This window comes from Lysobacter terrestris (assembly GCF_014489475.1).
Classification (GTDB): domain Bacteria; phylum Pseudomonadota; class Gammaproteobacteria; order Xanthomonadales; family Xanthomonadaceae; genus Agrilutibacter; species Agrilutibacter terrestris.
Map to the genome: position 1 here is coordinate 493,519 of NZ_CP060820.1, position 13,624 is coordinate 507,142.

Here is a 13,624-nt window from a genome sequence, read left to right on the forward strand (position 1 = left end):
TCCCGGCGAACGTAGACTTGTGGCCCGCACATGGCGCCACTACCTTGGACCGATGCCGACTCTAATCATCCTGATGATCGTGTCTGCGATGGCGTTCGCGTTCTGGAACGCGAGTCGCGCCGCCGCCGAACGTGCCGAAGCCGTTGGACGTGACGCCTGCCGCGTCGCCGGCGTGCAGTGGCTGGACCACAGCGTCCACGCCATCGGCCTGCGGGTGTACCGCCAGGAAAGCGGGTGGCTGGGCTTCGAGCGCACGTTCCGTTTCGACTATTCGCACAATGGCGAGGACCGCCACATCGGGCGGCTGGTGCTGCGCGGCGATCGGCTGGTGTCGTTCAGCGGCCCGGTGATGCCTGCGCCCGGCACCATCCCCTGACCTGCGCCCGACACGCGCCATGCGCGTTGTGGAGTGCAACGAAACGAACACGTGCATCCAGCCGGACCGCGAAGCAGCCCCAGGCTTGCGTTGTCCGGGCTCAGGCGGCGCGACGCGCCTTGAACCGCCAGACCAGCCAGGTCAGCACCGTCAGGATGCTCGGGCAGATCCAACCGAAATACACGGCGATCGAAAGGGTGTCGCCCTGCGCCGGGTCATTGGTCGGGACGCCCTGCGACACGTAGGCCCAGGCCACATTCAGCGCCCAACCGGCGGCAACGGCAATCGCCGCCGCCATCAGGCCATGCAGGCGGGAGCGCGACCTCAACTGCCAGAAAAGCACGATCGGCAGCACCAGGGCCGTCAGCAAGAGTGCGGTGACTGCGAACTGTTCCATAGGATCCCCAAACAAGCGCTCTTCGGCTCGACCGATCTCGTTGGAAGCGGCGCTTCAGCCAGCCGAATCGCTAGGTCGAAACGTCACTTCACGATGCGCAGATGACCGCTGCGCCGCGGCGTCGGCGGCGTCGGTTCGTCGTCGCCGCCGCCGGGAGCATCATCGTCGTGCACGATGCTGAGCGGCGCCGGTGCGGTCGCCTCGTCCTCGTCGGTTTCGATCTCGACTTCCGCCTCGTCCGCATTGCCGGCCAGCGATTCTTCCGGGAGCGCCATGCCCTGCCCCGTTTCGCGGGCATAGATCGCCAGCACCGCGGCCACCGGCACCGACACCGAATGGCTGACGCCGCCGAAGCGCGCACTGAAGCGGATCACGTCGTTGGTCATCTGCAGCCCGGCGACGGCGCGCTCGGCGACGTTGAGCACGATGCGGCCGTCCTTCACCGCGTGCGCGGGCACCTGGACATGCGGGCGCGTTGCATCGACCAGCAGGTGCGGCGTCATGCCGTTGTCGGCGATCCACTCGTACAACGCCCGCAGCAGGTACGGGCGATGGCTGGTCATGGCGGTGCTGTCTTCACTCATGGCGGAAGTGTAGCGCCGCCCGCGCCGGGCATGGAACGCGAAAGGGCCCGGAAATCCGGGCCCCTCGCTACCAATCCGATCGGTCGCAATCGCTCAGGCCGGGAGATCGCGCAGCTTGCGCTCGGCATCGGTAAGGCTGCGGGTGAAGCCGGGATTGCGGAAGATGCGGTTGCCGTAGTCCTCGATCACCTTGCCGTCCTTGGGCAGCGGCACGCCCAGCGACGGCAGGCGCCAGATGATCGGCGCCATCGCGCAGTCGGCGAGGCTCATTTCCGGATTGAGGAAGAACTTGCTGGCCTTGAACAAGGGCACCGACGCGGTCAGCAGTTCCTTCAACCGCTTGCGGCCGGCCTCGGCCTGCACCTTGTTGCCCAGCTGGATCGCCTGCACCTGCGGCACCCAGTCGTGCTCCAAGCGCAGCATCGCCAGGCGCAGGCGCGCGCGCGACAGCGGATCGACCGGCATCAGCGGTGGATGCGGGTAACGCTCGTCGAGGTACTCGCTGACCACGCTGGCGGCATAGAGCACGAGGTCGCGTTCGACCAGCGTCGGCACCGAGTGGTACGGGTTGAGATCCACCAGGTCTTCGGGCGGATTCTGTGGATCGACGGGAATCAGGTCGTAGGTGACGCCCTTGGCCGCGAGGACCAGCCGGACGCGGTGGCAGAGCACGCAGTCCGTGGACGAAAACAGGGTCAGGGCGTTACGCATACGTGGACTAGCCGCCATCATCGATTGCTCCTGCATTCGGAATCGACCGGCCCAACCCGCCGGCCTAGGCGCCGCCCGCCCCCTGCGGTCGGTCGCCCGGATGCCCGAGACTAGCGTTCCTGTCGGAAAAAGTCGCCCCCCGGACGCCAGATGCAAAACGCCCGGCACGGGGCCGGGCGTTTCTCGGTACGGACGCTTAGTGGACGTCCTTCCAGTACTCGTGCTTCAGCATCCAGGCCAGGAAGGTGAAGAAGGCCAGGAACAGGATGACCCACACGCCCAGCTTCTCGCGCTTCAGCGCCGCCGGCTCGCCGGCGTACTCGAGGAAGGTGGTGATGTCGCGGACCGACTGGTCGAACTGCGCCGGCGTCTGCGTGCCCGGCTGGGTGATCTTCAGGCCGTGCACCGGACGATCACCGGTGGCCTTGTCGGGCTCGCCGTACTCGGCGTGCTGCAGGCCCTGCATCTGCCACAACGGGTTGGGCATCGAGGCGTTCGGGAACAGCTTGTTGTTCCAGCCCAGCGGACGCGATTCGTCGAGGTAGAACGACTTGAGGTAGGTGTAGATCCAGTCGCTGCCGCGCACGCGGGCGATCAGGCTCAGGTCCGGCGGCATCTTGCCGAACCACTTGTTGGCCTCGCCTTCGGTGAGGCTGACCTGGATCTGCTCGCCGAACTTGGCACCGGTGAAGTTGAGGTTCTGCATCACCTCGTCTTCGGTCAGGCCCAGGTCCTCGGCCATGCGCGAATAACGCAGGTACTTGAGCGAATGGCAGCCCGAGCAGTAGTTCATGTACAGCGCGGCGCCGCGCTGCAGCGACGCGCGGTCGCCCAGGTCGGTACCGGCCTGCATGAGGTTGCCGCCGCCCGAGGCGAAGGCAGACACCGACACCAGCATGCCAGCGGCAATGCCGACCAGGGTGCGGACGAAATTGTTGTTAATCATGCGTCGTCACCCGTTCCGGCACCGGCTTGGTCTTGTCGATTGCTGTCCACAGCGGCATGGTGATGAAGAAGGCGAAATACAGGAAGGTCAGGACGCGACCGATCTGCGTTTCGACCGGGTCGGTACCCGGACCGGCGCCGATCTTGCCCAGCCACACGAAGCACACGGCCAGCAGTCCCAGCATCGCCTTGGTGAGCCAGCCGCGGTAGCGGTGCGACTTGACCTTGCTGCGATCGAGCCACGGCACCAGGAACAGCACCGCGATCGCCGCGAACATCACGATGACACCCGACAGCTTGTGCGGGATGACGCGCAACATCGCGTAGTACGGCGTGTAGTACCACACCGGCTTGATGTGCTCCGGCGTCACCAGGCGGTTGGCCTCGGTGAAGTTGTCATGTTCCAGGAACCAGCCCCCGAAGGCCGGCGCGAAGAAGATGATGAACGCCGCCAGGATCAGGAAGCCACCGACGTAGAAGGTGTCCTTGACCGTGTAGTACGGGTGGAATGGGATGCCATCGGTCGGCGCGGTCGGCGACCAGCGGTTGCCCTTCGGGCCCTTCTTGATTTCCACGCCGTCCGGGTTGTTCGAACCCACTTCATGCAGCGCGCCGATGTGCAGCACGACCAGCAGCAGCAGGACGAGCGGCAGCGCGATCACGTGCAGGGCGAAGAAGCGGTTGAGGGTGGCATCGGAGGGCAGGTAGTCGCCCATGATCCACTCGGTCAGGCCGTTGCCGATCACCGGGATGGCGCCGAACAGCGAGATGATCACCTTCGCGCCCCAGAACGACATCTGGCCCCACGGCAGCACGTAGCCCATGAAGGCTTCGGCCATCAGCACGAGGTAGATGAGCATGCCGAGGATCCACACCAGCTCGCGCGGCTTCTTGTACGAGCCATACATCAGGCCGCGGAACATGTGGATGTAGACGACGATGAAGAACAGCGAGGCACCGGTCGAATGCATGTACCGGATCAGCCAGCCCCACTCCACGTCGCGCATGATGTACTCGACCGAAGCGAAGGCGTCCGCTGCGCTCGGCTTGAAGTGCATCGTGAGGAAGATGCCGGTCAGGATCTGGTTGACCAGAACCACGATCGACAGCACGCCGAAGATGTACCAGAAGTTGAAGTTCTTCGGCGCGTAGTACTCGGTCATGTGCTTGCGGTACACCGGCATCATCGCCGGAGCACGCTCATTGACCCAGTTCATCACGCCATCGGCGGTACGGGTGAAGATGTTCGCCATGGCTTACGCGGCTCCCTTCGGGTCGACACCGATGATGATCGTGGTGTCGTTTTCGTAGTAGTGCGGCGGCACGACCAGGTTGGTCGGCGCGGGCACGCCCTGGAACACGCGGCCGGCCATGTCGAAACGCGACTTGTGGCACGGGCAGAAGTAACCGCCCTTCCACTCCGGGTCGAACGGCTCGGGGCGGATCTCGGCCTTGATCTCCGGCGAGCAGCCCAGGTGGGTGCACAGGCCGACCAGGACCGAAATCTCCGGCTTCAGCGAGCGCAGTTCCGGGCTGGCCTTCTTGATGTAGGCCGGCTGCTGGTCGGCGTTGTCCGACTTGGGATCGCGCAGCCTGGAGTCCAGCGTCGGCAGTGCGGCAAGCACGGCCTTGGAGCGCTTGACGATCCAGATCGGCTGACCGCGCCATTCGAAGATCAGGCGCTGGCCTTCCTGCAACTCGGTGATATCAGCGGTCACCGGAGCACCGGCGAGCTTGGCTCGCGCACTCGGATTCCACGACTTGATGAATGGTACCGCCGCAAATCCCGCCCCGACCGCGCCGACCACGGCGGTGGTCGCGGTGAGGAAACGGCGGCGGCCCTCATTGACGGGGCTGTCCCCTTGGTTGGCCATCCGGCACTCCGCAAAGCTTCTGAAAACGAAGTTCACGCGGCCGCCGCCACTGGCGACGGCTCGCGGCTAAAAAGACGGCGAAGTGTAACGGAAGGGTGAATGACCCGACAATCCGGCGGAAGCGGAGCGAACTGCGAACCACCGCACAGGGCGCCTGCGCCCGGCCGGAATTCAGCGCGAGCCGGCCCCGGAAGCCGCCGTGGCGACACCGGCGCCGGCACTGCGGTAGCGCTCGGCGAGCTGGGCCACGCGCTGCACGTAGCGGCGCGTTTCCGCATAGGGCGGCACGCCCTTGTACTTGTCGACGGCGCCTTCACCGGCGTTGTAGCCGGCCGCGGCCAGGGTCAGGTCGCCGTTGAAGCGCTTGAGCAACCAGCCCAGGTACTGCACCCCGCCGCGGATGTTCTGCGCGGGGTCGAAGGCATTGCCGACGCCGAAGCGGCGCGCGGTGGCCGGCATCAGCTGCATCAGGCCCTGGGCGCCGACGCGGGAGAGCGCCCCGGGGTTGTACGACGATTCGGCGTGGATGATCGCGCGCACGATCGCCTCCTCGACCCCGTACTGCGCCGCCGCGCTGGCGATTTCCGAGCTGTAGGCGCTGGTATTGAGGCGGATCCGGCCGAAGTTCACCCCCGGCAGGGTCCCGCAGGCATAGCAGTTCTCGATCTGGAAGATCGGGAACTCGACCCGGGTCACCTTGAGGTTGGCCACGCCCTTGGGCCGCTTGTTGCTGTAATTGCGGACGCCATTGGCATCGATGTACGAGTACGTCACCGTCGAGCCCATGCGCAGGAAGCGCGCCTTCATGCCCGAATCGCCGCCCAGCGGCTTGGCGCCGACGGCGGCCGGCGAACCGGCGACGTTCATGCTCGGCGTTGCGCTCCCGGCATTGACGGCCACCGGCGTGGCGGCAGCGGGAGCAGGCGCCGGACGCGGCTTCTCCGCCTGATAGCTGATGACGGTGCACTTGGCGCCCGGCACGCGCTTGCTGGCGTAGGCACGGGTGCCGTCCGGCGCGTCGCAGCGGTACAACGCACCGGCCCACGCAGGCGTCGGCGCGAACGCGGCCACGGCGATCAGGATTCCCCATACCCCTTTCATGCGGCGGACTATCCTCGTATTCGAAATTCTTTACAAGTCGTTGATTTGTATGAACGCGACGGCCATCCCGTTTCGGCCAGCGGCCCCGCCAGCGGGTGTCCGGCGGCGTCGTTACAATGCGCGCCCCGGCGCGGACTAACCGCCGCCCTCCCGGATTCAAAACGACATGACCGACCCGACCGTTGCCGCCAAGGCGGCCACCCTTCCCGCTTCCGCGCCCCAGCCTGCCGAAGCCCCGCGTTCGGCTAAGAAGCCCGTTGGCAAGCTCTTCATCGAGACCCACGGCTGCCAGATGAACGAGTACGACTCGACCAAGATGGCCGACGTCCTCGCCGCCAGCGATGGCCTGGAACTGACCACGAACGTCGAGGAAGCCGACGTCATCCTGATCAACACCTGCTCGATCCGCGAGAAGGCGCAGGAGAAGGTGTTCAGCCAGCTCGGCCGCTGGAAGGCGCTCAAGCAGGGGGGCAAGCAGGTGGTGATCGGCGTCGGCGGCTGCGTGGCCTCGCAGGAAGGCGAAGCGATCATCAAGCGCGCCCCCTACGTCGACCTGGTCTTCGGTCCGCAGACCCTGCACCGCCTGCCCGAGCTGATCCAGGCCAAGCGCGAGACCGGCCAGCCGCAGGTCGACATCAGCTTCCCCGAGATCGAGAAGTTCGACCGCCTGCCGGAGCCGCGCGCCGAGGGCCCCTCGGCCTTCGTCTCGATCATGGAAGGCTGCAGCAAGTACTGCTCGTTCTGCGTGGTGCCCTACACCCGCGGCGAGGAGATCAGCCGCCCGTTCGAGGACGTGCTGGTGGAAGTCGCCGACCTGGCCGCGCAGGGCGTGCGCGAGGTCAACCTGCTCGGCCAGAACGTCAATGCCTACCGCGGCCCGATCATGGGCGCGGACGGCCAGCCGACCGGCGAGATCGCCGACCTCGGCCTGCTGATCCGTGCCATCGCCGAGATCGACGGCATCGGCCGCATCCGCTTCACCACCTCGCACCCGCTGGAGTTCTCCGACTCGCTGGTCGAGGCCTACCGCGACGTGCCCAAGCTCGCCAACTTCCTGCACCTGCCGGTGCAGGCCGGCAGCGACCGCGTGCTGGCGGCGATGAAGCGCGGCTACACCGCGCTGGAGTTCAAGCAGAAGATCCGCAAGCTGCGCGCGGTGCGACCAGACATCTCGGTGTCGTCGGATTTCATCGTCGGCTTCCCCGGCGAAAGCGATGCCGACTTCGAGAAGACCATGAAGCTGATCGAGGACGTCGGCTTCGACCAGTCGTTCTCCTTCATCTACTCGCGCCGTCCGGGCACGCCCGCCGCGGACCTGGAAGACACCGTCAGCAGCGAAGAGAAGCACGCCCGCCTCTCGCGCCTGCAGACCACCATCAACGCCAAGGCGCGCGCGATCAGCGACGCCATGGTCGGCAGCGTGCAGACCGTGCTGGTGGAAGGCCCGTCGAAGAAGGACCCGAACGAGCTCACCGGCAAGACCGAGAACATGCGCCCGGTGAACTTCCCGGGGCATCCGCGCCTGGTCGGCCAGTTCGTCGACGTGGTGATCACCGAAGCGATGAGCAACTCGCTGCGCGGCCGCGTGGCAACTGTCGAGGCACCGGCCGCGGCATGAACAACCCACTGCTCGCACGCGGCACCCCGAACCGCCACCTGCACATCGCGCTCGCGGACTTGGCACTTTCAGCCGCCGCCGCGTGCCTCTGGCAGGGCGTGTTCCATGTGCCGATGCAGGACCGCATTCCGGCGTGGGTCTGGCCGGTGGTGGCGGGACTGTTCCTGCTCTCGGCGGTGGCGGCATATTCGCGCCACCGCAAACTGCGGGCGCGGCGCGACTAAGGCCTGCTGACGCTGTTCGAGCAGGCCTAATCCAGGCGCTTGCGGAAACGGGAAATCGCCAGCGTCATCATCACCGCCGTGAAGGCGACCAGGGCGAGCACGTCGGGCCACAGCTCCAGCAACCCGGCCCCGCGCAGCATGATCCCGCGGATCAGGCGCAGGAAATGGGTCAGCGGCAGGATCTCCGCGATCCACTGGATGACGCGCGGCATGCCGGCAAACGGGAACATGAAGCCGGACAGCAGGATCGACGGCAGGAACACGAAGAACGTCATCTGCATCGCCTGGAACTGCGAGGCCGCCTTGGTCGAAATCAACAGGCCGAGCGTGAGGTTGGCGAAGATCAGCAGCACCGCCGCCAGGTAGACGTCGAGCAGGCTGCCGCGCACGGGCACGTCGAACAGCCACAGCCCGAGCAGCAGCACCACCGTGGTCTGCACCAGGCCGATCACCGCGTACGGCAGCACCTTGCCCACCATCAGTTCGCTGCGGCTGAGCGGCGTGGCGATCAGCATCTCCATGTTGCCGCGCTCGCGTTCGCGCACGATCGCCACGCCGGTGAACAACACCATCGTCATGGTCAGGATCACCCCGATCAGGCCGGGCACGATGTTCACCGCCGAGCGCCGCTGCGGGTTGTAGAACGCGACCACGCTGATCGGCTGCACCCGGGTCACGCTGTAGGCCGGGCTGTCCAGCGGCATCTGCGCCAGCTGGATCGCGGCGCTCTGCACGGTGGTGTCGCTGCCGTCGACCAGCACCTGCACCGCCTCGCGGCCTTCGGCGCGGCGCCGTTCGAAATCCGGCGGGACCACCACGCCCACGCTGATCTCGCCCCGGCGCAGCATTTCCATCAGTTGTGCGGGCGTCGTGGCTTCGGCGGTCGGCTTGATCACGCCGGTGGCGACCATGTCCATCACCAGCGCGCGCGACGCGGCCGTGCCGGCCTGGTCGGCGATGCCGGTGGCCAGGCCGCGCAGGTTGAGGTTGATCGCGTAACCGAACAGCACCAGCTGCATCACCGGGATGCCGATGATCATCGCCAGGGTGATGCGGTCGCGGCGCATCTGCCGCAGCTCCTTGAGCACGATCGCGAACAGCCGGCGCCAGTTCATGCGGCGCGCTCCTGCGCCTGTTCGCGGCCGCGGGTGGCGGCGACGAAGACGTCCTCGAGGTTGGGTTCCGCCGCTTCGACCTCGGCGGAGAGTCCGGCGCCCGCCAAGGCGTGCCGCAGGCGCGAGATGGCATCGCCATCGACCTGGGTCAGCACGCGCAAGGTGTTGCCGACCTGGGCGACGCTGAGCACGCCGGCCTGCTGCAGCAGCACCTCGCGCGCGCGTCGCGGTTGTTGTGCGTGCACGGCGAGCGTGCGGCCGCGCAACTCGCCGGCCAGCCCCTGCGGCGTGCCGTCGGCGACCAGGACACCGCGGTCGAGGATGGCCAGGCGATGGCAGCGCTCGGCTTCGTCCATGTAGTGCGTGGACACCAGCAGGGTCGTGCCGGCGTCGGCGAGCTCGAACAGCTTTTCCCAGAAGTCGCGGCGCGATTCGGGATCCACCGCACTGGTCGGCTCGTCCAGGAACAGCAGTTCCGGCTCGTGGATCACCGCGCCGGCCAGGGCGAGGCGCTGCTTCTGCCCGCCGCTCATGGTCCCGGCCAGTTGCGCCTGCCGGTCCTGGAAGTGGTAACGCTGCACCAGTTCGTCGATGCGGCGCCTGGCCGCGGCCTTGGGGATGTCCTGCACGGCGGCGAGGAACTCCAGGTTCTCGCGCACGCTCAGGTCTTCGAACAGCGAGAACTTCTGCGTCATGTAGCCGATGCGCCGGCGCAGCTCCTCCGCTTGCGCGGGGATGCGCAGGCCCAGCACTTCGATCTCGCCGTCGCTCGGCGCGAGCAGGCCGCAGAGCATGCGGATGGTGGTGGTCTTGCCCGAGCCGTTGGGGCCGAGGAAGCCGTAGACGTGCGCCTTGGGCACGGTGAGGTCGACGTGGTCCACCGCCACCAGTTCGCCGAAGCGCTTGGTCATGCCGCGCGCGTGGATCGCCGGGGCGGCGTCGACGTTCATCGCACGAACTCGACGCGCACGGGCAGGCCCGCCGGCAACGCACCGGCGGTCGAGTCGAGCTGCACTTCGGCGAGGTAGCTCAGGCGCGCCGCGTCCTCGCCGATCAGCGCGTAGTACGGGGTGAAGCTGGGATCGTTGCGAATCATCCGCACGGTGCCGGCAATGGCTCGCTCGCGGCCTTCGACGAAGATGCGCGCGCCCTGTCCGACCTTCACGTCGGCACGGATCGGCGCGGGCACGTACACGCGCGCATAGGGCACGGCGCCGACCAGCATCACCGCCAGCGGCGCACCGACCGGCGCCTGGTCGCCGAGCCGGTACGGCAGGCTGTCGACGCGGCCGGCGCGCGGCGCGACCACGTTGAGTTTGTCGAGGCTGACCTGCTGCGCGCTGGCCTGCGCCTGCGCGGCGCGCGCCGCGGCTTCGCCCTGGGCGATGCGCTCGCGGCGCGTGCCGTGTTCGAGTTCCAGCAGCGCGGCCTGTGCCGCACGGACCTGCGCATCGGCGCTGCCGGCAGCGGCGCGGGCGCGGTCGACTTCGGCGGCGGCGATCAGCTTGCGCGCGCCCAGCGGTTGCACGCGCGCGTAGTAAGCACGCGCGTCGTGCGCCTGCGCTTGCGCAGCGGCGACTTCGGCACGCGCCTGGGCGATGGTTTCGCTGCGCGCGCCCGCTTCCAGTTCCTGCAGGGCCTCGCGCTGGCGCTGCGCTTCCAGGCGTGCGGCATCGGTCGTCGCCGCAATGCGCGTGGCTTCGAGCCGGAGCAGCGATTGCCCGGCGGCCACCTGCTGGCCTTCGCGCACGTTGATTTCGACGATGCGTTCGGCCGCGGGCGCGGGCAAGGTGATGCGGTCGTATTCCAGCGTGCCCAGCGCCTGCGGCGCATCGGTGCCGCACGCGGTCAGCGCGGCTGCCAGCAACGCCGGCAGGAGAAGTCGATTGCGGGTCATGGACGATCCTTGAGTGGCGATCCGGCCAGGCCGAGGCCGTGGTCGAGCAGCGCGAGGGTGTGGTCGCGCATCGCATCGACACCGATGTCGCTGGCCTCGAAGATGCGTCGCCAGATCGGCGCACCGGCGGCCGGAAACAGAGTCAGGCCGACCAGGGAAATCACCAGCAGGCGCGGATCGAGGTCGGCGTTGATCTGCCCGCGCGCCTGCGCGGCGGCGAGACGCTGCGCGATCATCACCGGCATCGGCGCCACCTGGTTGAACACGGCTTCGCGCAGCGCGCCGCCTTCGCACAGCACCTCGCGCACCCACAGCGCCGGCAGCCACGGATGCAGGGACACCGCCTGCGACACGCCGCGGACGTACCCCGCCACCAGTCCGGCGATGTCGTCGTCGGCAGCGGCGAGTACCGCCTCGCGCACCACATCGAATGCCGGCATCACCCGTTCCTGCAGCACTGCGCCGACGAGCTGTTCCTTGTCGCCGAAGTAGTAGTGCAGCAGCGCCGGCGTGACATGCGCTTCCGCCGCGATCGCCCGCAACGAAGTGGCGGCGATGCCCTGCCGCACGAAGCACGCGATCGCCGCATCGAGCACGCGCGCGCGCAGGTCGGGGCCTTCCCCGGTCGGACGCCCCGGCGTGCGCTTGCGGGGAGCGCGGGGGCGGCGGCCGGTGCCGGGCGCTGTCGGTTCGCGGGGCGGCTGCGTTGGTTTGCGGGGGCTCATGCGAGCATAATTAATTCAATGATCAATTATTTTTCAAGCAGGCGCCGACGAACGGCCATCGACGGTCGGGAGCACCGCCGGACGCGGATTCAGCCGCGCACCTGGGCCCTGCCTGCCCGCGGATGAAGGGCGACTGCGCGAGCCGCACGGCCTGATGCCGCGGGGGGAAGCTCCCGCTGTGGGAACGGCCGGGGCATCCATCGCTCGGCCCGGGCACGGATGGCTCCGCCCGGCACGGATCACGACCTCATGCACGCTCGCGGCGCCTCGCGTCCCAAGCCCGCGCTGCACCTCACTCCTCTCCACCACACTCGCTGCCGACGTGGGTACGGCGCAGCGCACACACCGCCAAGATGCGTTGAGCCACACCAACGCCGCCGGCGTTCGCCTTTGCGAAAACACCCGCGCAGGCGCAAGCTTTCGTCCCCGCAGCACGTCCCGCCTGGGCGTCACCACTGCCACGAAGCCAGCCCCCCCCTGATGCCTTCACGCACCGTTTCCGAATTCGCCCTCGACCCTGCCGAAGCCGAGCGCCTGGCCAATGTCAGCGGCCCGTTCGACAGCCACCTGCGCATGCTCGAGCTGCGCCTGGGCGTGGAGATCGCCAACCGCGGCAACGTGTTCCGCATCGACGGGCCGGAAGCGTCGGTGAACAAGGCGGAAAGGCTGCTGCGCGAGCTGTGGACCGAAGCCGGCGAGCGCACCCTGACCGAACCCGACATCCACCTGCACCTCACCGAATACGAGGCCGACGAGACCCTCGCCGACGACATCGAGCCGCAGGAAGTGGCCATCCGGGTCAAGCGCGGCACCCTGCGCGCACGCGGCGCCAACCAGGCCAAGTACCTGCACGCGATCGCCACCCACGACATCAACTTCGGCATCGGCCCCGCCGGCACCGGCAAGACCTTCCTGGCCGTGGCCATGGCGGTGGAGGCATTGAACGAGTCGCGCGTGCAGCGCCTGATCCTGGTGCGCCCGGCCGTGGAAGCCGGCGAGAAGCTCGGCTTCCTGCCCGGCGACCTCACCCAGAAAGTCGATCCGTACCTGCGCCCGCTCTACGACGCGCTGTACGAAATGCTCGGCGTGGAAAAGGTGGTCAAGCTGCTGGAAAGGAACGTCATCGAGATCGCGCCGCTGGCCTACATGCGCGGACGCACGCTTAACGACGCGTATGTGATCCTCGACGAGGCGCAGAACACCACGATCGAGCAGATGAAGATGTTCCTGACCCGCATCGGCTTCGGCAGCACCGCCGTGGTGACCGGCGACATGACCCAGATCGACCTGCCCAAGCACCAGAAGTCGGGGCTGAAGGACGCCGTGGAAGTGCTGCGCAACGTCAACGGGATCAGCTTCACCTTCTTCGAATCGCGCGACGTGGTCCGCCACCCGCTGGTCGCGCGGATCGTCAATGCCTACGATGCGCGTGATGCAACGGACGCGCAGACCGGACCGGCTTCCTGAGCCGACGGCCGCCCACTTCCACCCCGCCCAGGACTACACCGCATGACCGTCGGCCCGGTTCGTCTCGATGTCAGCGTCAGCTACGCCATCCCGCGCGTGGGCGTCCCCTCGGCGGTGAGCTTCCGCAAGTGGGTGGCGGCCGCGCTGGAGAACCGCATCCGCGAGGCCGACCTGGCCATCCGCATCGTCGGTGCGAAGGAAGGCCGCGCACTTAACCGCCACTTCCGCGGCAAGGACTACGCGACCAACGTGCTGAGCTTCCCGGCCGAGCTGCCCGACGGCCTGCCCAAGGGCGTGAAGCTGCCGCTGCTCGGCGACCTCGTCATCTGCGCCCCGGTCGTCGCCCGCGAGGCGAAGGAGCAGAAGAAGCGCCTGGTCGAGCACTACGCCCACCTCACCGTCCACGGCGCCCTGCACCTGCTGGGCTGGGACCACGAGAACGAAGCCGACGCGATCTGCATGGAGCAGCTGGAGCGCGAAATCCTCGCCGGGATGGGCATCGAGGATCCCTACGTCATCGCCTGACAGCGGCGGCTCCCCGGGCTTCCCGGGACTCGGCCAGCTGCCGGAAAGCGCCGACAACGCCTTCC

Annotated in this window: 16 protein-coding genes; 5 read left to right on the plus strand and 11 right to left on the minus strand. The window is 67.7% G+C overall.

Annotated features, from left to right (window positions below; translation table 11 throughout):
* Nucleotides 1–52 precede the first annotated feature (52 nt).
* The gene (locus tag H8B22_RS02350) at nt 53–376 is read left to right on the plus strand and encodes a DUF3301 domain-containing protein (RefSeq protein WP_187712525.1); all 324 of its coding nucleotides are present in this window, start codon (nt 53–55) and stop codon (nt 374–376) included.
* 100 nt (nt 377–476) lie between these two features.
* Here the strand turns inward: H8B22_RS02350 and H8B22_RS02355 are convergent, their stop codons facing one another.
* From H8B22_RS02355 to H8B22_RS02385, 7 genes are all read right to left on the minus strand, one after another.
* A complete protein-coding gene (locus tag H8B22_RS02355) occupies nt 477–773 on the minus strand; it encodes a hypothetical protein (protein ID WP_187712526.1) in 297 nt (98 codons plus the stop codon).
* A gap of 83 nt (nt 774–856) precedes the next feature.
* Nucleotides 857–1,357: a ClpXP protease specificity-enhancing factor gene (locus tag H8B22_RS02360; RefSeq protein WP_187712527.1), complete on the minus strand. Its 501-nt coding sequence runs from the start codon at nt 1,355–1,357 to the stop codon at nt 857–859.
* Between the two features lie 93 nt (nt 1,358–1,450).
* On the minus strand, nt 1,451–2,086 hold the full coding sequence (locus H8B22_RS02365) for a glutathione S-transferase N-terminal domain-containing protein (RefSeq protein ID WP_187712528.1): 636 nt from the start codon (nt 2,084–2,086) through the stop codon (nt 1,451–1,453).
* Between the two features lie 178 nt (nt 2,087–2,264).
* Nucleotides 2,265–2,966: a cytochrome c1 gene (locus tag H8B22_RS02370; RefSeq protein ID WP_407060836.1), complete on the minus strand. Its 702-nt coding sequence runs from the start codon at nt 2,964–2,966 to the stop codon at nt 2,265–2,267.
* Nucleotides 2,967–3,006: 40 nt separating this feature from the next.
* Nucleotides 3,007–4,266 (minus strand): cytochrome b, encoded by a 1,260-nt coding sequence (locus H8B22_RS02375; protein ID WP_187712530.1) that lies wholly within the window; start codon nt 4,264–4,266, stop codon nt 3,007–3,009.
* 3 nt (nt 4,267–4,269) lie between these two features.
* Complete coding sequence (petA, locus tag H8B22_RS02380; protein WP_187712531.1) at nt 4,270–4,887, minus strand: ubiquinol-cytochrome c reductase iron-sulfur subunit; 618 nt, start codon at nt 4,885–4,887, stop codon at nt 4,270–4,272.
* Between the two features lie 171 nt (nt 4,888–5,058).
* Nucleotides 5,059–5,988 carry a lytic transglycosylase domain-containing protein gene (locus H8B22_RS02385; RefSeq protein ID WP_187712532.1) on the minus strand — a complete coding sequence of 310 codons (930 nt, stop codon included), beginning with the start codon at nt 5,986–5,988 and terminating at the stop codon, nt 5,059–5,061.
* Nucleotides 5,989–6,154: 166 nt separating this feature from the next.
* Between H8B22_RS02385 and miaB the strand changes: the two genes are divergently transcribed.
* Entirely contained in the window at nt 6,155–7,606 is a 1,452-nt protein-coding gene (gene miaB / locus H8B22_RS02390; RefSeq protein ID WP_187712533.1) for a tRNA (N6-isopentenyl adenosine(37)-C2)-methylthiotransferase MiaB, read from the plus strand.
* The gene (locus H8B22_RS02395; RefSeq protein WP_187712534.1) at nt 7,603–7,830 is read left to right on the plus strand and encodes a hypothetical protein; all 228 of its coding nucleotides are present in this window, start codon (nt 7,603–7,605) and stop codon (nt 7,828–7,830) included. Before miaB ends, H8B22_RS02395 begins: the two co-directional genes overlap by 4 nt.
* 26 nt (nt 7,831–7,856) lie before the next feature.
* On the opposite strand, the gene H8B22_RS02400 is transcribed toward H8B22_RS02395, so the two are convergent.
* From H8B22_RS02400 to H8B22_RS02415, 4 genes are read right to left on the minus strand one after another with little or no spacing between them, the layout of a single operon-like run.
* Nucleotides 7,857–8,945 carry an ABC transporter permease gene (locus tag H8B22_RS02400; RefSeq protein WP_187712535.1) on the minus strand — a complete coding sequence of 363 codons (1,089 nt, stop codon included), beginning with the start codon at nt 8,943–8,945 and terminating at the stop codon, nt 7,857–7,859.
* Nucleotides 8,942–9,871 carry an ABC transporter ATP-binding protein gene (locus H8B22_RS02405; RefSeq protein WP_187713497.1) on the minus strand — a complete coding sequence of 310 codons (930 nt, stop codon included), beginning with the start codon at nt 9,869–9,871 and terminating at the stop codon, nt 8,942–8,944. The genes H8B22_RS02400 and H8B22_RS02405 overlap by 4 nt, the downstream gene beginning before the upstream one ends.
* Nucleotides 9,872–9,891: 20 nt before the next feature.
* On the minus strand, nt 9,892–10,842 hold the full coding sequence (locus tag H8B22_RS02410; protein WP_187712536.1) for an HlyD family secretion protein: 951 nt from the start codon (nt 10,840–10,842) through the stop codon (nt 9,892–9,894).
* Entirely contained in the window at nt 10,839–11,567 is a 729-nt protein-coding gene (locus H8B22_RS02415) for a TetR/AcrR family transcriptional regulator (protein ID WP_187712537.1), read from the minus strand. Before H8B22_RS02415 ends, H8B22_RS02410 begins: the two co-directional genes overlap by 4 nt.
* A gap of 480 nt (nt 11,568–12,047) precedes the next feature.
* Between H8B22_RS02415 and H8B22_RS02420 the strand changes: the two genes are divergently transcribed.
* Nucleotides 12,048–13,034: a PhoH family protein gene (locus H8B22_RS02420; RefSeq protein WP_187712538.1), complete on the plus strand. Its 987-nt coding sequence runs from the start codon at nt 12,048–12,050 to the stop codon at nt 13,032–13,034.
* 42 nt (nt 13,035–13,076) lie between these two features.
* Nucleotides 13,077–13,559: an rRNA maturation RNase YbeY gene (gene ybeY / locus H8B22_RS02425; RefSeq protein ID WP_187712539.1), complete on the plus strand. Its 483-nt coding sequence runs from the start codon at nt 13,077–13,079 to the stop codon at nt 13,557–13,559.
* The last annotated feature ends 65 nt before the right edge of the window (nt 13,560–13,624 follow it).